The organism is Pseudomonas shahriarae, from assembly GCF_014268455.2.
GTDB classification, from domain to species: Bacteria; Pseudomonadota; Gammaproteobacteria; order Pseudomonadales; family Pseudomonadaceae; genus Aquipseudomonas; species Aquipseudomonas shahriarae.
In genome coordinates, this window is the sequence record NZ_CP077085.1 from 3,543,043 (window position 1) to 3,562,457 (window position 19,415).

Consider the following 19,415-nt stretch of genomic DNA (forward strand, 5'->3'; position numbering starts at 1 on the left):
TCACAGCAGGCCCGGCACCACCAGGGTCAGCCAGGCAACACACGGCCCGACCAGGGCAATCACTGCGCTGTAGATCAGCAGGCTGCGCAAGACTTTTTCGCGCTCCTGCGGCGGTGTATTGGCAACCACCAGTGCGCCGTTGGTGGAGAACGGGCTGGTGTCGACGATGGTGGTGGAAATGGCGATGGCCGCGACCACGCCGACCGCACTGATATGGCCCTGGCTCAAGAAGGGCACGGCCAGGGGAATGATCACCCCCAGCAACGCCGTGGACGACGCAAAGGACGAGATGATCGCGGCGGTAAAACACAGCAGCAACGCCACCAGCAGCGGCTCACCCAGCCCGGAGATGCCATGGGCGACATAGTCGATGGTGCCGATGGTCTGCATCACGCCGATGTAGGTGATGATCCCGGTGATCAGCAGCACCGTCGACCAACTGACCTTGTCGATGGCCGCCTTCTGCGCCGTGGGTGCGAACATGGCCAACACCACCGCGACCGTCATCGCCACCAGGCCGATATTGAACTTGAACACCAGCGCCGAGATCGCCAGGGCCAACAAGCCGATCAGTGTCGACAGCTTGGCCCCGTCCAGGCCACTGACAGCCTGTAGCGGCGCACCGGCGCCGGTCAGGTCGGTGCGGTGATAGGCCGGGGAAGCCGGCGTACCGCCATGGCCAAGAATCGCCAGGGATGCACCCGCCGCATGCAACGTGGGGCCGAACGAGACCGGTGCCAGCGACAGGCGCGCGCTGCGCAAACCGCCGAACACGACGAAGACCACCATGGCAATCCCCAGGTTGAACAGCAAGCTGGTGATGAACAACGTGAACGGCGCATAGGGCAGCCCGGACGACGCCACGATCTGATTGGTGATGCCACCGAAAATGCTCACCGGCGAAAAGCTGCCGCCCTGGGCGCCATGAATCACCATCAGCCCCATCAACACCGGGTTGATGCGGTACTGCACGGCGAAGTTCAGCGCAATCGGCGCCAGGATCGCGGCCACCGCCGGGCTCAGCGCGCCGAAACCGGTCAGCAATGCCGCCACCACGAACATCACCCAGGGGATCCAGGCGACGCGTCCACGCACCATCAACACCGCCCGCTCGATCAGCCAGTCGATGGTGCCGTTGTTCTGCGCGATGCCGAACAGATAGGTGACCCCGACCAGCGTCAGGAACAGGTCACTGGGAAACCCGGCAAAGATCGTCGCCGGGGTCATTTCCAATATCACCGAACCGACGACAAAGGCCGCCGCAAAGGCCAGCGCACCCATGTTGATGGGCAACACGCTGGCGATGCCGAAGATGACCACCAACACCAGAATCGACAGAAGCTCATTATTCATTGCAATCTGACTCCCCGCAGTCGGACGGCCCCGCAGGTACCGCCCTTGTTATTATTTTTTCGGGATGTGGCGCTACCGCACGCGTGTTCTAGCGACCGCTGAACACCGCCGGCCGGCGCTCGGCAAAGGCTGCCAGGCCTTCGCCAAAGTCGGCGCTTTCACAGGCTTGTCGGCGCAGTTCGGCAATCTGTTCCATCGCCTGCACCGGCATCGGTTGCAGGTCTTCAAGGATGCGCAGCTGTTCCTTGACCGCCGCAACCGCCAGGGGCGCCTTGCTGGCAATACCTTGCGCCAGCTCCAGCGCAGTCGCTTCCAATACATCGCTGTCGACCAGGCGGTTGACCAGGCCAAAGCGTTCCGCACGCTGCGCATCAAGCTTGTGCGCCGTGAAGAACATTTCCTTCAACACATGAATCGGCAAATTGTTGAAAAAGCGCAGCAAGCCGCTGGTGGTGTACGGCAAGCCAATATTCACCGGGGTCATGGCAAAGCTGGCGCTGGGGTCCGCGACGACCAGGTCGCAGCTCATCACCAGGTCCACCGCACCACCCCACACCGAGCCGGATACCAGGGCGATCACCACACCGGGATAAGCACGGATGCGACGTATGACCCGCTCCAGCGGCTTGCCGTAGGCAATCGGGTCGCGGTCGTGTTGCAGTTCACGGATGTCGTGGCCGGCACTCCATACCGAGTGGCCGACTTCGCTGCCCAGGATCACCACCGGGATGCGTTGTGCCGCCAGGGTCTGCAGGCTCTCATCGAGTGACTGCAATAGTTGTGCGCTGAGTGCATTGCGTTGTGCGGGGTTGCTGAAGACCAGTCGCGCGATGCGCTCATCGACTGGGTGGACGGTCACGGTGGCAGTAGCAGCGGGATTCATTGTGCGGTTCCTGTTGATTGGGTGCAGGGGCTGTCGACGGAGTTCTGGAACACGACCTTTGCGTCGAGCAGTGCGTTGATCGAGGCGCTGTCGAAGCCGGTTTCACGCAGGATTTCGACGGTGTGTTCACCCAGCAGTGGCGGTGGGCGGCTGGCACCGCTGGCAGTGCTGCCAAACACCGGGGTCACCACCTGGCGCAGGGCGCCGAGGGTCGGATGGGTAAGTGTTTCAGTCAGTTGGCTGTGCAGCACCTGTGGGTCGGCGAACACCTCATCGAGGGTATTGATCGGGCCTGCGGGTAATCCTGCGTCGACAAACAGAGCGGTCCACTCGCGTTTGCTGCGGGTTTTCAAGCGGTCTTCGAGAATATCGCGTAATTCATCACGACGTTCGACCCGCGCTTCATTGGTGGCGAACCGTGGATCGTCCGGCAGCCCGGGCAAATCCAGCAGTATGCACAGGCGCCCCCACATGGCCGAGGTAATCGGCGCCAGATTGAGCGGGCCATCCAGGGTCTGGAACACGCCATAAGGCGCAATCACCGAATGGGCGTTGCCGGTGCGGCGCGGCACGTCCCCGAGGCTGAGGTAGCGTTGGCCATGCACACTCAACAAGCCGACCAGGCTGGCCAACAGCGAGGTGCTGACATGCTGGCCACGCCCGCTGCGCTCGCGCTCCAGCAGCGCGCCCAGCACGGCTGTCACCAGCCACATGCCCGACGTCAGGTCGCCAATAGCGGTGCCGGTGCGCGTCGGGTCGCCATCGCCGAAACCGGTCAGGCTCATCAGCCCCGAGTAGCCCTGGGCGATCTGGTCGAAGCCCGGCCAACTGCTCATCGGCCCATCGGCGCCAAAGGCGTTGATGCTGCCCAGCACCAGTCGTGGATTGCGGGCGCTGAGCACCTCATAACCGAGGCCCATGCTGTGCAGCGTGCCGGGCTTGAAGTTCTCGATGACCACATCGGCGTCATCAATCAGTTGCTGGAGGGTGGCCAGCCCCTTGGGGTTGCGCAGGTCAATGCACATGCCGCGCTTGTTGCGGTTGCACGATAGATAGTAGGTGCTCACGCCCCGGTCAAAGGGCCCCCAGGTACGGCTCATGTCGCCATCGGGGCCGGACTCGATCTTGATCACATCGGCACCCAGATCTGCCAGCACCATGGTGCAGAACGGCCCCGACAGTGCGCGACTCAGGTCGACGATTTTCACGCCTTGCAAAGCTTGCATAGGGTTCTCCAGTGAAGAACGCTTAGTGGGTTGTGGTCCGAGTCTAGGCGCCGTATCTCATAAACTAAAAATATGATATTCCTCTGATCTCATCGGAAAATTATATGACTAAAGAGGTACCCATGGACCTGCGCCAATTGCGCTACTTCGTCAAAGTCATCGAGTGCGGCAACATTACCCGCGCCAGTGAAGCGCTGCATATTGCGCAGCCCGCAATCAGTCAGCAGATGCGCAATCTGGAACTGGATATGGGCATGCCGCTGCTCGAACGCAGCGTGCACGGCGTAGTCGCCACGGCGGCCGGGCAGACCCTTTACCGGCACGCCATCGAGCTGCTGCGCCAAGCCGATGGCACCCGGGAAATGCTGCGCCAGGACGCCGACTTCCCCCAGGGCAAAGTCTCGGTCGGCATGCCCTCGAGTACCGCACGCATGCTGGCCATTCCCTTGGCGCGCGCGATTGGCCAGCGATATCCCGGCATCAAGCTGGAGTTGATTGACGCCCCCAGCGCCGAACTGGGGCGCCTGATCACCGTGGGGCGGGTGGCACTGGCGGTGAACGTTGATGTGGTCGAAACCCGAGGCATGGCGTTCCAGCGGCTGTTAACTGAAACACTGTATTTGGTGGCCTGGCCGGAATTTGAATTGGCCGAAGACCCGGTGTCGATTGAGGCATTGGCAAAAATGCCGCTGGTGCTGCCGTGTGCGCCGAATACCATCCGCAGCCGGGTCGAGTTTGCCCTGCAGGAGGCCGGCCTCAAATGCGAGGTTGAGTTTGAAGCCAACTCCACCGACCTGTTGTTCTCAGCCGTCAAGGCGCAGTTGGGTGTCACGATCCTGCCGTGGGCGGCGGCCCATGCCGAGCTGGGGCAACAGCGGCTCAAGCTGGCCAGGATCGATCATCGACTGTTCAAGCGCGATCTTTCACTGTGCTGGCATGACACGGTGGTCGAGAGCAATGCGGTACAGAAGGTCAAGGCAACCATCATTGAGCTGTTCGAGGCGTTCGGGCGCCAGCCGGGGTGGGCGGACGGGCAGTGACAAGAGGCTGGGGCTCGACGCGGGCCAATAAACGGTACCATTGCCGCGCCTGGCCCACTGATCGGTTCAAATGAAGGAACAGAAGACATGATCGAAACCCGCCTGCTGCGCCAGTTCATTGCCGTGGCTGAAGAGCTGCACTTTCATAAGGCGGCGATACGCCTGCACATGGCCCAACCGCCGCTGAGCCAGGCCATCAACCGCCTGGAGGGCAAGCTGGGGTTCAGCCTGTTTACCCGCAGCAAACGCGGGGTAAAACTGACCCCGGCCGGTGGCGTATTCCTCGATGCCGCCTACAGCACCCTCAACGAATTGGAGCGGGGTATCGAGCACGCGCGCCAGGTAGCCGAGGGGATTGCGGGCAAACTGACGGTGACTGCGGTGTCGATCACCTACTACGCGTCACTGCTCAGTAGCCTGCGCCGGTTTCGCGAGACCTTCCCCAAGGTGCAATTGGTCATCAAGGAGATGCCCTCCGCCAGCCAGGCCAAGGCCATTGTGTCGGGGGAAGCGGATATTGCTTTCATGCGCAAGTTGCCGATTGCGGCGCAAAACGTCGAGTCGCGCCTGTTGCTGGACGAACAGATCGTGATGGCATTGCCCGCCGACCACTCCAAGGCTGACGCTGGCCAGATCGACTTGCGGGACTTCGCCGGGGAAGACTTCGTGTTCACCCCCCAGGCCCTGGGCAGCGGCTATCACAGCCAGTTGATCGCCCTGTGTGAAGCCGCCGGTTTTTACCCCAGGGTGGTGCAGGAAGCCGCGCAGCTCCATACCTTGATCGGCCTGGTGGCCTGTGGCTTCGGCGTTGCCCTGGTGCCGGAGTCGATTGCCAACTCGATCATGCGCGACAAGGTCGTGTTTCGCCGGATCGGCCCGGTCGGCGCCGCCCCCAACCCGGCCATCGGCCTGTACCTGAGCTGGAACACCGACAACCAATCACCGTTGCTCGACAGTTTTATCTCCCTGCTCGACTTCGGCGCCACCGCTGTGCCAGCGACCACCGATTAGTCGCGGCCAAAAGTATTGGGCAGAGACTTTATAGTATTTCCCATGGCGCGGTTGCCGCCGGCAGCGTGGTCATCTGCCTGGCTCCGGATAGCGTGACCTTGCACTTGCTGCGCCTGGCGCACCAGCATCTCCCCCAATCCATCGCCGGGGCGGCATTGATTGCATTGATGATGACTATCAAACCGAGCGCCCTGTTTAATTACCCACGCTGATTCCTATAATCGCCTCCACATTCTCCCCCCGGCCTGGCTTCAGGCTGCATTTCCCCCGGATTTTCACCCATGCCAAGTGCCCACCAGGCCCCTCGCAGCCTTCCCGAACATAATCAACAGAGTGTCAAACAGCAGTGGCTGGCGATTCTCTCCGTGGCCGTAGGTGCCTTCGCCCTGGTAACCAGTGAGTTTCTGCCGGTGGGTGTGCTCAATGATGTCGCCAGCGACTTGGGTATCACTGCCGGTCACGCCGGGCTGATGGTGACCCTGCCCGGCATCATGGCCGCCCTCGCCGCGCCTTTGCTGTCGGTCAGCATTGGCACCATGGACCGTCGCTATTTATTGATCGGCCTGACGCTGATCATGATCATCGCCAACTCGGTGGTGGCTTTTGCCAGCGACTTTGGCCTGCTGCTGTTGGGCCGCGTACTGCTGGGCATCAGCATCGGCGGCTTCTGGGCGACCGCCATCGCCCTCAGCGGCCGGCTGGCGCCCAAGGGTGTGGGCGTCGCCCAGGCGACTTCGATCATCATGGTCGGCGTGACCCTCGCCACCGTGCTGGGCGTGCCCGTAGGCACCTGGCTTAGCGGCCTGATGGGCTGGCGCATGACCTTCCTGGTCACCGCGCTGATGGGCGTCCCGGTCCTCCTGGCGCAGATATTTCTGCTGCCACGACTCAACCCGGAGAAAGCCATCCACATCCGCGACCTGCCCGCCTTGTTTATCAACCCCCAAGCGCGGGTCGGATTGATCGCAGTATTGCTTATCGGCCTGGCGCACTTTGCCGCGTACACCTATGTGGCGCCATTCTTCAAGCACAGTGCCGGCTTCGACGGCCCAACGATTGGCTCGTTGCTGTTGCTCTTCGGCGTGGCTGGGGTCGCGGGTAATATTTTTGCCGGCTTTGCCGCCAACCGCAGCGTACGTCACACCCTGTTGCTGGTGGCGCTGATGATCGGCACCAGCACCGCCCTGTTCCCCCACTTCGCCACCGGCATGACCGGCGCAGCCATGTTGATTGGGCTCTGGGGTTTTGCCTTCGGCGCCTTCCCGGCCTGCGCCAGTATCTGGATGTTTGTCGTGGCGCCCAAGGATGTCGAACGCGGCATGCCGCTCTTCGTCGCCCTGTTCCAGGTGATTATTGCCCTGGGTTCATTCTTCGGTGGGCGGATCGTCGACCAGTTGGGCAGCTCGGTGCTCCTGAGCCTTGCCACGGTGCTGGTGGGCTTGGGTTTTGTGACGGTGCTGGTGCTGGGACGCAATGTCAGCAACAGCCTTGCGGCCCAGCCCTGCTGAGCAGTGAAACCTGGCTCTCCCCTCAGGCGGGGGAGCCTACTCGATTTTACGGGACAGCCTGACTTTGGCTTTGCCGATGGGAATCTCTTGCGCGCCCGCCCTTAATGCCAGGGAAACCCGGGTGTTTTGCGCGTCAACCTTCACCAGCAGGTCTATGTCCTTTTGTTTGCCCAGTTTCTGGAAAATATCGAAGATTTCTTCTTCATCGAATGCGTCAATCCAGACGCCATACCGGCTGTTGCCATTGCGCCAATAGAACCCGCAGAACGTTGGAATGGCCCGTTTTACATAGTGATTGTCGAGTAGGGCCTTTCCGAAAAGATTCTCCTGCTCGCCGTTGTAGGCGCTGAATCCGAAATCAAGCCATTCGCCTTGCTGCAGCACAACCACAGGCCTCCAGCTGTATTTCTCCCGGTAGGTGTCGTAGATGTTTGCCGGGGGATAGCCCTGCGTGGCTATTTTTTGCCGGATATCGGCACTGAAGGTCTTATAGGATGGATCATTGAGCATGCGGTCTGCATAGCCGTCTTTGAACATGTACTGGGCATTGCTGTAGGCGCTCTCCTTGGTAAGGTTTGTGGCCTGCGCCTGAAAGACCCCCACTTCCTTCTGGTTTCCCGCCCCGCTCATCCAGAGCACCACCCTGCCCTGTGGCGCCAACCCCACGATAAACGTGCTGTAGGTGTCTTTTTTATGGGTGTCCTGATCAATAAAGCCCTCATCCAGGAGGCTCTTTATCTTCTGTGGGTCCAAGTTCCATTGGCCGCTATAGAACGTTCTCTCCACCAGCGAGTACCACGTGAATTCCAGTTGATAGGGCACTGCCTTTTTTTCCAGCGCCGTGGTCATGGTTCCGCCAGGACTCCCCCAACCGGTGTTCTGCGTGCCCCAGATCGCATCAAAACCGTAGGTAAAGCCCTCAGCGACCAGGGCGCCACCGTATACCTCCATGGGGTATTCCTGTGGTGCAGAGACAGTTCCCGTCCAGCTATAGGTTTCAGGCATGTCTTTACTCTTGCACGCCGCCATGGAAAAACAGAACACGACCGCAGCGATCACGGTTATCGGGCTTTTCAGTGTCACGCACTGCCACCTCATGATTGCCTCACAGGAACATCACCAGCCACTGCACCTGCCTCTCCCGGAATCAGCACCATGCTCTGGGGCGAAGACAATGTAATCCCCATGTCCTGCAGGCGCGCAAGCAGGATGAACAGCAAGTCGCTGCGGGTGCCGGACACCGAGCGTGGGCTGTTGACGTAGCCGCTGACCCCAATGATCAAACCATCCCTGGCCAGGTCCTTGAACGTGACCGAAGGGGCGGGAGTGTCGAGAATCGCCTCGTGCTCGGTAAACGACTGCATCAGCAGTTCGCGAACCTTCAGTACATCGGTATCCAGCGGCAAGGTAAGGGTGATGCTCACCACACCGAGCGCGTTGCCCATGGTGACGTTGCGCACGTTTTGCGAGATGAACTGCGAGTTCGGCACAATCACCGTCGAGCGGTCGGACATCTGGATCTCGGTCGCCCTGACGTTGATCCGGCGAATATCGCCCTCCACGCCCCCCAGGCTGACCCAATCGCCGACCTTCACCGGCCGTTCGGTGAGCAGGATCAGCCCGGAGATGAAGTTCTGCACAATCGCCTGCAAACCGAAGCCGATGCCCACCGACAAGGCACTGACCACCCAGGTCAGGCTGGTCAGGTTGATCCGCAGGGTGGACATCACCAGCAGGCTCAACAACACAAAACCGAGGTAACCCACCAGGGTCACCAGGGACGCGCGCATGCCGGCATCCATGTTGGTTTCCGGCAGCAACCGCTCACTCAGCCAGCGCTTCAAGGTGCGCACGGCGAACAAGCCGACGACAAACATCAGCAGCGCAATGAGGATGTCCTGGGGAACGATCTGCAGGTTGCCCAGGGTCTTGCTGGATTCGCCCAGTTGGCTGAAGCCCTGGAGCAACTCACTGGGGCTGGAGCCCGCTGGAAGGAAGGCCGCCATCACGGCGGTGAGCAACAGCAAGGTACGGCCGACGCCCGCCAGCACCGTGCACGCCTGGGCCTGGTGCCGTGGCGACAGCCCCAGGGCGTTGGCCAGTGCCAGGCCGCTGGGCTGCCTGGGCGAAAGCAGGGTTTCACAGACGTCACCAAAAAAGGCGATCAACAGGTAGGCCGTGGCTGCCACGACGCTGACCCACAACAATTTGACGGTAAGGAAGTAGGCCAGGGACAGATACCCGGTGAACAACGCGAGGACAATCACCGCCACCCACATCGATGCGACAAAGGGCAACATGCCGGCGAGCCCACCCGGGCGCTGCAGCTCCAGTTTTTTGCGCACGTGGCGCACGCGCAGCAACGCGGCGATGAAGATCAGCGCGGTGGTCAGGGCGGTCAGGCCATTGAGCGCCACGGTCAGCGCCAGGCTGGCCCCCGTAACATTGTTGATCCGCTCCTCGGTCGCCACCAGCATCAGCGCCACCGCCAGAATCGCCGGGAAAGGCCCCAGGGCACTGGCGATTTCATCGGCAATGGCCGGCAACCGCCAGGACGGGCGTGGCAGCATCAGCAAGGCGCGTCCAAGGCCGGCAATAAACGCGCAGAAGGTGGCCAGGGTGACCAAGTGATCGGACAGCCGGCCCAGGTTTTCACTCAGGACCGCATTGCTTTCCAGGCCCCAGCGCATCAGCGAGACGGCCCCCATGATCGTCAGGATCGACGATAAGCCTACCGCCACCGCCAACGTGCTGCGCCGCAGGCGCCCCTCCGGCAGCCAACGGATCATCGCCCAGGTAAGCAGATGCTCGAGCAGTCGCCGGCCGAAACTCCAGATCAGTACCGCCACCAACAGCGTGCTGAAGAACGCCCAGCGGTGCTCCGGGCTGATGGCACTCTTGAGGGCAACGATGCCTTCGGCCTTGAGGTTGTCCAGGCGCTGCAGGTCTTCAGCGGTGGGGCGGATCAGGGTCGACCAGAATGTGGGACTGAAGGGCGAATCGGTACGGGAGGTGACCTGGGAATTGAACAGATTGCGCCGCAGGTTGACGATCTGCGCGGCGAGTTCGCGGCTCGTCTGGCTCAGTTGCTTGGCGTGCTGCTCATCCTCGAGCAGGCTGTTCTTTTTTCGGGTCAGGGCATCCCGCTGCTCGGTGAGGCTCTGCGCCTCTCCTGGCTGGGCCGCGCCCAATACCTTGAGCTGATCGTCAATGCGCTCCATCTCGGTGGCGCGCACCGTGAGCAATGCCCCGGCCAGTTGTTGCACCTGCAGTGCGCCCTGTCGAAATTCCGCCAGCTTTTCGTCACTGGTACTGATGGGGACACTCTGGCGAATCAGCTCAAGCTGCTGGCCAAGCTGCTTGAGGTTGGCGTCTTCGGGCAACAGCACCAGGCTGTCGACGACCTCTACTGGCGCCGGCGTGGCGGCCGCATCTGCCCATCCCGGCAGGCTGATAGCCATAACCATGGCCAGCAAGGCCTGGCAGATGACGCCCCTATAAATTCGCCGCATCAATTCACCCTTTTCTGTCTTTTTTCCATTGGCATTATGGACCGCCACGGCAGAAAGGAAATTCCGCCCTGGCGGTAAAAGAGTAGATGCGGCGTTTTCCTCTCAGTCAACCAGTGTGGCCCTGGGCGCCAATGCCCACGGCGCCTGCAAGCGCTGCGGGGTCTGGCAGGTTTTGCGCTTGAACACGAAGTTGCGGCACTTCTCGGCAAACTGCTGGCGGTTTTCCACCATATCCAACCGCATCTGTGCCAGCTCGTTTTCGCGGCAGCGCTCAATCTGCGCAAGGTCCATGTTCGATTTGCGCGCACGATGCAGGGCGTATCTTTCATCGGTCAACGCGTCACTGGCCTGTTGCAGCAGCCATAAGCCAAATGCCCGTGGGCAGCGTGGGCCGATGTCCTGGACCATTCCCCAGTGCCGGGCCTGGAGGGCGCTGATCGGCAGGCATTCTTCGACAAGCTTGTGGGCGACTTCACTGCCGACCGCCCGAGGCAGGCTGTAGGTCCAGTATTCGGAGCCATACAAGCCCATGGTCTTGTAATGCGGATTAAGGACCACACCCGCCCGGGCGAAGACGATGTCGGCGGCCAGCGCCAGCATCACACCGCCGGCTCCGGCGCTGCCCGTCAGGCCACTGACCACCAGTTGCCGGGCCGTCAGCAGCTCGCGGCAAACATCATCGATGGCCTGGATATTGGCCCAGGCTTCCAACCCCGGCACTTCGGCCGCCTGAATCACGTTGAGGTGCACCCCATTGGAAAAGCTCCCGCGCCCTCCCCTGACCAGCAGCACCTGGGTGTCCCGAGCCTTGGCCCAGCGCAACGCTGCGACCAGCCGCTGGCACTGTTCAGTGCTCATGGCACCGTTGTAGAACTCGAAGGTCAGCTCGCCCACATGACCGGTTTCTCGGTAACGAATCGGCTGATAGGCCATCTCGTCGAAGCCTTGGTTGGCGAGCGAGCCGTCCAGCACCGGCACATCAGCCAGTTGCCCGGCTAACACATGGCGGGCCGGTAACTTGAAGGTTTCCTCGCCGGGCAAGGCCTTGCGCTTGAGCGAGCCGAGCCACAGGCTGTGATCGCCGGCCGCAACCAATACCGCGTCGTCCTGTACCGCAAGGATCTCGCCCGGCGTGCCGCGGCGCGCATCCAGGTGCGCGTCATACAGGTAATACTGCCCGCCGGCGAGGCTGGCCAACACCCCGGGCTGGCCGTCAGCGGCGTCGATACTGCGCTTGATAAACCGTGCGCAATCGTACCAACTGAAGGTGCGGTCAGCCTGCTTCATATTCGGCTGCAAACGCCCAGCGACGTCGGGCTGCGTGTAATCGAGGGGCGTGGGCACGAACCCCCTGGCGAATTTCTCCACCACATCGCGGATGCAAGAGATCGCCGCGTCACTCACCAGGCCGTTGTACAACTCGGATTTGCGCACGTCGGCGGGCATGTCGAACTCGCAGGTCGACCAGATCGGACCGGCGTCCATTTCCTCCACCGCCTGCAAGGCCGTGACGCCCCAGCGCCTGACTTGCTGGGTGATTGCCCAGTCCAGCGCGCTGGCGCCACGGTCGCCGACGATGCCCGGATGAATGATCACCACCGGGCGCTCAGGATTGCTCCAGAGTTGTTGCGGTACGCGGTCCTTGAGAAACGGACAAATCACCAGGTCCGCCGCCGATGCCTCGATCTGCCGACATACCGAGGCTTCATCGGTGAACAGCACCACACTGGGCGTGTGCCCCAACTGGCGTAAGTCCAGCCAGGCCCGCTGGGTCAAACCGTTGAACGCCGATGACAACAACATGATCTTCAATGACTGCATGACTGACTCTTCCTTGAAAATGCATGGCCGCAGGCTCCTTGAGCCATCCTTGGCCTTTTATGGAAGTGCCAGAGTAGAGGGAGTAACAGGGGAGGCAGATGATCGAGGTCAATCTTGTGTCAGCACATCGGCTTGATTTGAGTGGCGTGCATGTTAGCCAATGCACCCAGCTTGACCCGCTCAGCAGCTACCCGCCTGATCTTGCTGATGTACTGGTTGCTTGGGCTGCAGGCGTAGTCTCCTGACACCTTGTGACGGCTTTCTAAACGTGGGAAATACAAAAGCCGGGAGACAATCTCCCGGCTTTTTATTGATAAAAATCTGATCTCGCGCCAGCCCTGCGGGACTACGCCGGCAACGATCAGCTGGATATCGCTTGCGGCAGATGCTCACCCGGATACCCGGCGTCACTCAGCACCGTGAGCAGCGTGTGCGCATCCAGAGTGCTGTCAATCACGACCACACGTGTGGGCGGATCAGTTTTGATCTGGGCCTGCGGGTCTACGCCCAGCAGTACCCGGGTAACGGACCTGGCGCAGCCGCCACAGGTCATGTTTGGTATGAAAAAACGCAGCATGTGGAACTCCTGAAGTTGCTCTGAAGAGTGAATGTGAGCCTTGCCAGCGCTTACAAATGCATCTGCATCGCGGCGCGATGCTGGGATGAGGCCGCCGTATCCCCCCCAAACCGGGGGGGATTCTGAGGAGCCCTGGGGCGCAGTTCCATCGCCACGGCGGCTGTGCGCTGCGCCAAACCGGCAATGATCGGGCAATCCGGACGATCGTTGCCATGGCATTGCTCGGCCAACTGCTCTAGGGTTTGCGCCATGGCCTGCAGGTCAGCAATCTTTGCCTTCAACCCGGCCACATGGGACAGGGCCATGGCCTTGACGTCGATACAGCCGCGATCAGGGTCGCCCCACAAAACCAGCAACTCGGAGATCTGCCTGACCGAAAAGCCAAGGTCACGCGCGCGGCGAATGAAACGCAGGTTTTGCACATCCTGTGTACCGTAGTTTCGATAGCCGGCATCAGACCGGCTGACCTTGGGCACCAAACCAATCTGTTCGTAGTAGCGAATCGACTTAGCCGAAACGCCGGAGAACTTGGCTGCTTGACCGATATTCATCATTCTCTCCTCCTGAGGGAACCTATCAACTACTCACCGCAAATTCGGGAACTCACCTGCACACGGCGCATGAGTACGCTTGGCCGTGTCCTTAAACAATCACGCTCGGATGAGGTTCACTGGCCATTACAGCCTCCTCAATCGTGTTCAAACCCAAGCCTGATATCAGTGCTCATTCGCTAGGCGTGGCTTGGCCAATGCCGCCCCACCCACTGGCGCCTCGGCGCTGCTCTCTACTGTCATCGGTGCTCGGAAGCGCTTGAGCCGCAGTGCGTTGCCAAGCACGAAGATACTGGAGAGCGCCATCGCCGCCGCGGCGAAGATCGGCGACAGCAGCGTGCCGTTCAGCGGGTACAGAACGCCCGCCGCAACCGGTATCAACAACGCGTTGTAGGCGAAGGCCCAGAACAGGTTCTGCTTGATGTTGCGGATCGTCGCCTGGCTGAGGGCGATGGCGTTCGGCACGCCGCGCAAGTCGCCCGACATCAGCACCACGTCAGCGGCTTCGATGGCCACATCGGTGCCGGTGCCGATGGCAAGCCCGACGTCTGCTTCGGCGAGTGCCGGTGCGTCGTTGATCCCGTCACCCACAAAGGCAACTCGCGCCCCCTTGCTGCGAAACTTTTTCAGCGCCGCGACCTTACCGTCGGGCAACACCTCGGCCGCCACCTCATCGATACCCAGTTGCCTGGCGATTGCCGCTGCCGTGGCCGCATTGTCACCGGTGATCATCGCCACCCTGAGCCCCAGCGCATGCAGGGCCCTGATCGCTTCGGGCGTGGTCTCCTTGATCGGATCGGCAACCGCGATCACCGCCGCCAGGCGGCCATCAATCGCCGCATAGAGCGGGCTTTTGCCTTGCTCGCCGAGACGCTGGGCAGTCGACTGGAAGCCCGTCACATCAAGGCCCAGTTGCGTCATGAACCGGTCAGCCCCCACAGAGACCGTGCGCGCGGCGACCTTCGCCGTCACGCCAAAGCCCGGTACGGCGTCGAAGGCCTCAATCGGTGCAAGCGTGATGCCCTTGCTCTTTGCCGCGCTGACAATCGCTTCGGCAATCGGATGTTCGGAGCGTGTCTCCACCGCCGCGACAAGTGCCAATACTTCGTCGTAGTCAAAGCCCTCGGCGGGAACCAGGTCGGTCAACTCAGGCCGGCCCTTGGTCAGCGTGCCAGTCTTGTCGAGGGCGATAATCGACACATCGCGTAGCGCCTGCAATGCCTCGCCCTTGCGGAAAAGCACCCCGAGCTCGGCTGCGCGGCCCGTGCCGACCATGATCGAGGTCGGCGTGGCCAGCCCCATGGCACAGGGGCAGGCAATAATAAGCACCGCTACCGCGTTGACCAACGCGAACGTCAGCGCCGGCGTCGGGCCAAAAATCAGCCAGACCAGGAAGGTCACCGTGGCCGCCGCCATCACCGCCGGGACAAACCACATCGTGACCTTGTCCACCAGTGCCTGGATCGGCAGCTTGGAGCCCTGCGCCTCTTCCACCAGGCGAATAATCTGCGCGAGGACGGTGTTGGCCCCCACTTTGGTCACCCGGAAACTGAACGCACCGGTCTTGTTGATCGTGCCGCCAACGACTTCGGCGCCTACGCTTTTGGACACGGGCACCGGTTCGCCGCTGATCATGCTCTCGTCAACGTACGAGGTGCCTTCAATCACCTCGCCGTCGACCGGGACCTTCTCCCCCGGACGGACGAAGACAATGTCGCCGGCCGTCACCTGATCAAGGGCAACTTCCAATATTTCGCCATTGCGCTCCACGCGCGCGGTCTTCGCCTGAAGACCGACCAGCCGCTTGATCGCCTGTGAGGTTCGCCCCTTGGCGCGCGCCTCCAACGTGCGGCCCAGCAGGATCAGGGTCACAATCACCGCTGCGGCTTCGAAATAGACGTTGGCGGTGCCCTGCGGCAGAACCTCGGGAATAAACGTCGCGACCAGCGAATAACCGTAAGCCGCCGCGGTGCCCACAGAGACTAGCGAGTTCATGTCTGGCGCCCCTCGCAGCAACGCCGGTACGCCTTTGCGGAAAAACCGCAGCCCTGGGCCGAACAACACGAGGGTGGCCAGCGCGAACTGTACATACCAGTTCGTCTGCTGCCCCATGACCCCCATCACCCAATGGTGCATGGCAGGGATAAGGTGCGAACCCATCTCAAGGATGAAGACCGGCAAAGTGAGGAGCGCTGCAATCAACATGGAGCGCTGCAACTCCCGAGCTTCGCTGTCGCGCCGCGCGGCATCCTGGTCGCCCTCGCTCGGCGACTCGGCGGACAAGCTGCGGGCCTTGTAGCCGGCCTGCTCCACTGCTGCTTCAAGGTCTGCCGTGGAGACTGCGCCGCCCAAGTGGCGCACCCGGGCACGCTCGGTGGCCAGGTTAACCGTGGCTTCGAGCACGCCGGGGATTTTAGCCAGGGCCTTTTCGACCCGGCCCACACATGACGCACAGGTCATGCCTTCTATCGCAAGATGAGTCGTCTCTTCACGCACGCTGTAGCCTGCGCTCTCGATGGCACGCACCGCCGCCTGGGGATCGGGCGCCCCGGTGAAGGTGATGCTGGCATGCTCGGTGGCAAGATTGACGGCGGCCGTGTGCACGCCAGGCACCGCTTTCAGCGCGCGCTCGACCCGACCGACGCAGGATGCGCACGTCATGCCCTCGACCGGCAGACTCAGGCGCACCTCCCGCGAACTGGATGGGTTGGACCCCTGCTGATGGGAAACCGTAGCCATTGCAATACCCCTTGAATGTTACTGATGAAGCAAGCCTGAAGCTTCCCATGATGGAAAGGTCAAGGCTTTTGCATCATCTGTTTCGCCAGGTTGGCGTTTGGTGTGACAGCTGGACTGCGGAGGACGTTACCGCACGCGGAGCGTAAGAGCCTGCGCGCGGACCTTGAGCGATACCGGCAACCGCTCTAGACCGGCCTCTGATGAGTTCGACGGCCATCAAAACCACTGAGCCTGAGGCTCTGAGTGCATGATATCTTCACCCCTCCAACGCTGGTTTTTCCAGTTCAGTCTCACCTCACCAAGGGCGACCCATGCCGGCGATTATTCGCGTTGCTGTACCGGAAGATGCACAACGCCTGCCTGCCATCGAAATTTCCGCAGCTCAAGCCTTCCGCATGATTGATGGGTTGAGTTGGCTGGCTGAATCACCCCCGATGTCCGTTGAGCAACATCGCCAACGTATCGCGCTCTCGACCTGCTGGGTCGCCCTGGACGCCGAAAACCGGCCGCAAGGTTTTCTCAGCGCTGCGCGCCACGGCAATGACTTACACATCTATGAGTTATCCGTGATGCACGCGGTGCAGGGACAAGGTTGGGGGCGGCGTCTGGTTGAGGCCGCAAAGGACTATGCCCGCGCCAACAGACTGAGTTTCGTAACGCTCACGACATTCACGAGCGTGCCATGGAACGCCCCCTTTTATGCCCGCCTGGGATTCCAGATCAAAGCCACCGCAGACCTGGATCAGAGGCTAGCGGCCGTATTGAGCGAGGAGTACCAGCACGGATTCGCGCCGGGCAGTCGGTGTGCCATGGCATGGCCAGTGGCTTAAGGCGTTTACGCGGTAAACGTCCCACTGACACTCCTTGTGAACAAGCGGGGACGTTTTTATCGTCACCGATGAGCTCTTAGCGTAGTGACGGTGATGGCTTCACCGTTTGCTGGGGAGGGAGATACCTTGATATTTCGATTACATCCGTACGGACGGCGGACGGCTGACCAGCAAGGTTGCGGGCATAGCTGCACAATGTGATGGGGAGCTGTGACACCTGGTAAGGGTTGCTGCCGTTGGCCAATGCATAGCGGACGTCGTCGATGTCTTGGCACAAAGCCCGTTCTGAAGCATCCACGTAGAAGTAGTGATGGGTGAAGTCTGTGGTTTGGTCGTCCCAGTTGACGTTGTAGCTCAGGCTGATCTGCGGTGTCGGCGTTGGGGCGGTCAAAAATACGGAGTGTGTGAAAACATTGTGGAGCAAGGCTGGCGTCAGGGGCTCGCTGCGGTTTTGTATCCCAATGATGCACAACACATGGGCCCCCAGCGCCGGCCCGATCGCCTGGTTGATGTAACCATCCGTTGACGCTACGGCGTTGTGATAGTCGCTGGGAGATCGACACTCCCTGACCTCGCGCACGGCCTTGAATCGATAGTAGGGATCGTTGACCGAGAATCTGATGTTCCACGTGGGCCAAATACTGAGCCCGTTCACACCCTGCTGCAAATGCACGTAGGGGTTGAGTTTCCAAGGCTCTTCAAGGACGAGTTCGACGGATTTCAGTTGGCAGTCCCGCGTGTTATTCAAGAACTGGCCATCGACAAAACAATGATGAAGGTCGTTCGCTGGATAGCTATAGTTAAACTTGGCCGCTTCACACGCGGAGGTATTCAGACAGTTGCTGAGGATGTCCTTTTTGATGACAGCAGCGACCTTGCTGACAATGCCAGTAATTTCGTTGGTACCCCGATCGAGCATCGGGCTCCCGGAGCTTCCGTACTGAAGGTCTTGGCAACGGTTTTTCATGGCGCCAGGAAATACACCGGGATGCTCGACAAAGCTATTTGTTGCCGTTTCCTTGCACGCACTCATGCGTAAGCCTTTTTGGCGAAACCCGGTCGGGGATCCGACATTGATGACCTCCCGCTCTCCAGTGTGCTGATGAGCCGCGAGCTTGAGTGGCATGACCCCCTCTGCAATGAGGGCAGCCAATGGCGCATCAAGCTCCAGAACCGCCAGATCAGTGCCGACCATACTGCTCCAATGCGCTGTTTTGATGCGAAATTTCCGGTGTTGCGCGGGAGTATCGTGGAAATAGTTGAAGGTGATGCTCGCCTCTACGGTTTGGTTGATAGAAGCCGTGCCGTAGCTGAAGTAAACACAATGCCCACTCGTCAATACATAGGCGGGGCCAACGGTTTTATTCTGCCGGTCGCGAGTATCCAGCAGAACCGCATTGCAGCTTTGCCCGATTGCATTTTTCATAAGTCCAATGCCAGACCACAGCCCATAGCGCAGGTCGTGGTTCTGCAACGCCACAGACGGGTCCTGTTCGGTCAGTCCTTCAGCCAGATCCCTGCCGTGGGTTTGTCCGGCAATACAAGAAACCAAAAGAAATAGAAAGGGGATAAAACAACGGGTCAGCATGATAGAGCCTCGAAGTGTTGCAACAGTGATTTGCGCTGAATTTACTCGGCACTTCTCACTGATGTGACATATCGGGTTGCTACAGTGAACGACCGAGAAAGTACTCATGCACGTGCCAACAACGCCCGCGTGAAGTCGTCACCACCAGAGACCGGCCGTCAATGTTGCAAGGGTGTAATCTTGGCCTACCGGACGGCTGCATCTGAAAGCGCCCTGCTTGCAGCCTTCTGAAGGTTGTGCTTAGGGCGAGATGTTCAGCAAATGACTCGCCGGGCTCACCACCAGAAACTGGCTTGAGACCTGTCTTTGAGCTACCCGCGGCACAGTAGACATTCCTCAGCCTCAAACTGAGGCACTTTCGAAGGCATCAGGACTGACGCCGCCCAGGTGACGGTGACGACGCGTTCGGTTGTAAAACGCTTAAATCTAATCGAGCACATCGACCTGGGCCATATCCCGAGCTCTGTAGATTCTCTTGCAAATGCGTTCTTTCTGCAGGCTTCTAAAAAATCCTCCGTCGCTGCATTGCCCTGGTATTTTCCTCGACTGCTCACACTCGGCCACCGTTCGTTGACCTGTTTCTCGACTTTGTCAGAAAGCACGGCGTTGACCCGTTTGTAGACACGGTGGGTCATTGGGCGCTCAGACCCTATCCCTCCACTACAACCAGGCAGGTGCCAGGGGCGGCAACACACCACAAAAGGCACTATTTAATAATTAATTATTGTAATGCAGTAATTTATTGTGCAAAAATCGAGTTCCACCCATCAAAAAGG

14 protein-coding genes and 1 pseudogene are annotated in these 19,415 nt (G+C 60.5%); 4 read left to right on the plus strand and 11 right to left on the minus strand.

The features are described 5' to 3' along the window. The 3 genes from HU773_RS15670 to HU773_RS15680 all read right to left on the minus strand — a co-directional run bounded on the left by HU773_RS15670 (position 1) and on the right by HU773_RS15680 (position 3,462). Complete coding sequence (locus tag HU773_RS15670) at positions 1 to 1,353, minus strand: SLC13 family permease (protein ID WP_057440912.1); 1,353 nt, start codon at positions 1,351 to 1,353, stop codon at positions 1 to 3. Between the two features lie 88 nt (positions 1,354 to 1,441). Then, positions 1,442 to 2,236 carry a methylmalonyl-CoA decarboxylase gene (gene scpB / locus HU773_RS15675; RefSeq protein WP_186625656.1) on the minus strand — a complete coding sequence of 265 codons (795 nt, stop codon included), beginning with the start codon at positions 2,234 to 2,236 and terminating at the stop codon, positions 1,442 to 1,444. Beyond that, the gene (locus HU773_RS15680; protein ID WP_057440908.1) at positions 2,233 to 3,462 is read right to left on the minus strand and encodes a CaiB/BaiF CoA transferase family protein; all 1,230 of its coding nucleotides are present in this window, start codon (positions 3,460 to 3,462) and stop codon (positions 2,233 to 2,235) included. Before HU773_RS15680 ends, scpB begins: the two co-directional genes overlap by 4 nt. 104 nt (positions 3,463 to 3,566) lie before the next feature. Between HU773_RS15680 and HU773_RS15685 the strand changes: the two genes are divergently transcribed. The 3 genes from HU773_RS15685 (at position 3,567) to HU773_RS15695 (ending at position 7,021) form a co-directional block, all read left to right on the plus strand. Further along, positions 3,567 to 4,502, plus strand: coding sequence for a LysR family transcriptional regulator (locus HU773_RS15685; RefSeq protein WP_225923793.1), 936 nt, complete (start codon positions 3,567 to 3,569; stop codon positions 4,500 to 4,502). A gap of 87 nt (positions 4,503 to 4,589) precedes the next feature. Then, complete coding sequence (locus tag HU773_RS15690) at positions 4,590 to 5,513, plus strand: LysR family transcriptional regulator (protein ID WP_120733374.1); 924 nt, start codon at positions 4,590 to 4,592, stop codon at positions 5,511 to 5,513. 281 nt (positions 5,514 to 5,794) lie between these two features. Next, a complete protein-coding gene (locus HU773_RS15695; protein ID WP_057444027.1) occupies positions 5,795 to 7,021 on the plus strand; it encodes an MFS transporter in 1,227 nt (408 codons plus the stop codon). A 36-nt stretch (positions 7,022 to 7,057) separates the two neighbouring features. Here HU773_RS15695 and HU773_RS15700 read toward each other — a convergent pair whose 3' ends face one another. The 6 genes from HU773_RS15700 to HU773_RS15725 form a co-directional block, all read right to left on the minus strand. Continuing rightward, on the minus strand, positions 7,058 to 8,104 hold the full coding sequence (locus HU773_RS15700) for a DUF2931 family protein (RefSeq protein ID WP_186625655.1): 1,047 nt from the start codon (positions 8,102 to 8,104) through the stop codon (positions 7,058 to 7,060). Between the two features lie 11 nt (positions 8,105 to 8,115). After that, complete coding sequence (locus HU773_RS15705) at positions 8,116 to 10,488, minus strand: DUF3772 domain-containing protein (RefSeq protein ID WP_390897822.1); 2,373 nt, start codon at positions 10,486 to 10,488, stop codon at positions 8,116 to 8,118. A gap of 147 nt (positions 10,489 to 10,635) precedes the next feature. Beyond that, positions 10,636 to 12,354, minus strand: coding sequence for a hydrogenase maturation protein (locus tag HU773_RS15710; protein WP_057959278.1), 1,719 nt, complete (start codon positions 12,352 to 12,354; stop codon positions 10,636 to 10,638). A 361-nt stretch (positions 12,355 to 12,715) separates the two neighbouring features. Next, positions 12,716 to 12,931 carry a heavy-metal-associated domain-containing protein gene (locus HU773_RS15715; RefSeq protein WP_057959277.1) on the minus strand — a complete coding sequence of 72 codons (216 nt, stop codon included), beginning with the start codon at positions 12,929 to 12,931 and terminating at the stop codon, positions 12,716 to 12,718. A gap of 50 nt (positions 12,932 to 12,981) precedes the next feature. Continuing rightward, positions 12,982 to 13,482 (minus strand): Cu(I)-responsive transcriptional regulator, encoded by a 501-nt coding sequence (gene cueR, locus HU773_RS15720; protein ID WP_120734437.1) that lies wholly within the window; start codon positions 13,480 to 13,482, stop codon positions 12,982 to 12,984. Between the two features lie 165 nt (positions 13,483 to 13,647). Continuing rightward, positions 13,648 to 16,221 carry a heavy metal translocating P-type ATPase gene (locus HU773_RS15725; protein WP_186625654.1) on the minus strand — a complete coding sequence of 858 codons (2,574 nt, stop codon included), beginning with the start codon at positions 16,219 to 16,221 and terminating at the stop codon, positions 13,648 to 13,650. 311 nt (positions 16,222 to 16,532) lie between these two features. Here HU773_RS15725 and HU773_RS15730 point away from each other — a divergent pair, with 311 nt between their 5' ends. After that, entirely contained in the window at positions 16,533 to 17,051 is a 519-nt protein-coding gene (locus tag HU773_RS15730) for a GNAT family N-acetyltransferase (protein ID WP_120733381.1), read from the plus strand. A gap of 76 nt (positions 17,052 to 17,127) precedes the next feature. Here the strand turns inward: HU773_RS15730 and HU773_RS15735 are convergent, their stop codons facing one another. Together HU773_RS15735 and HU773_RS27445 are read right to left on the minus strand one after the other, a co-directional pair. Further along, complete coding sequence (locus tag HU773_RS15735; protein WP_120733383.1) at positions 17,128 to 18,639, minus strand: trypsin-like serine peptidase; 1,512 nt, start codon at positions 18,637 to 18,639, stop codon at positions 17,128 to 17,130. Between the two features lie 342 nt (positions 18,640 to 18,981). After that, positions 18,982 to 19,217 (minus strand): annotated as a pseudogene (locus HU773_RS27445) (IS3 family transposase); the annotation flags it as partial. Positions 19,218 to 19,415 lie beyond the last annotated feature (198 nt).

Bases quoted from the DNA above. Each gene is read 5' to 3' on its own strand.
- cueR (WP_120734437.1), bottom strand. From the start codon at position 13,482: ATGAATATCGGTCAAGCAGCCAAGTTCTCCGGCGTTTCGGCTAAGTCG.
- HU773_RS15735 (WP_120733383.1), bottom strand. From the start codon at position 18,639: ATGCTGACCCGTTGTTTTATCCCCTTTCTATTTCTTTTGGTTTCTTGT.
- HU773_RS15715 (WP_057959277.1), bottom strand. From the start codon at position 12,931: ATGCTGCGTTTTTTCATACCAAACATGACCTGTGGCGGCTGCGCCAGG.
- HU773_RS15705 (WP_390897822.1), bottom strand. From the start codon at position 10,488: ATGGTTATGGCTATCAGCCTGCCGGGATGGGCAGATGCGGCCGCCACG.
- HU773_RS15725 (WP_186625654.1), bottom strand. From the start codon at position 16,221: ATGGCTACGGTTTCCCATCAGCAGGGGTCCAACCCATCCAGTTCGCGG.
- scpB (WP_186625656.1), bottom strand. From the start codon at position 2,236: ATGAATCCCGCTGCTACTGCCACCGTGACCGTCCACCCAGTCGATGAG.
- HU773_RS15680 (WP_057440908.1), bottom strand. From the start codon at position 3,462: ATGCAAGCTTTGCAAGGCGTGAAAATCGTCGACCTGAGTCGCGCACTG.
- HU773_RS15710 (WP_057959278.1), bottom strand. From the start codon at position 12,354: ATGCAGTCATTGAAGATCATGTTGTTGTCATCGGCGTTCAACGGTTTG.
- HU773_RS15685 (WP_225923793.1), top strand. From the start codon at position 3,567: ATGACTAAAGAGGTACCCATGGACCTGCGCCAATTGCGCTACTTCGTC.
- HU773_RS15690 (WP_120733374.1), top strand. From the start codon at position 4,590: ATGATCGAAACCCGCCTGCTGCGCCAGTTCATTGCCGTGGCTGAAGAG.
- HU773_RS15730 (WP_120733381.1), top strand. From the start codon at position 16,533: ATGCCGGCGATTATTCGCGTTGCTGTACCGGAAGATGCACAACGCCTG.
- HU773_RS15695 (WP_057444027.1), top strand. From the start codon at position 5,795: ATGCCAAGTGCCCACCAGGCCCCTCGCAGCCTTCCCGAACATAATCAA.
- HU773_RS15670 (WP_057440912.1), bottom strand. From the start codon at position 1,353: ATGAATAATGAGCTTCTGTCGATTCTGGTGTTGGTGGTCATCTTCGGC.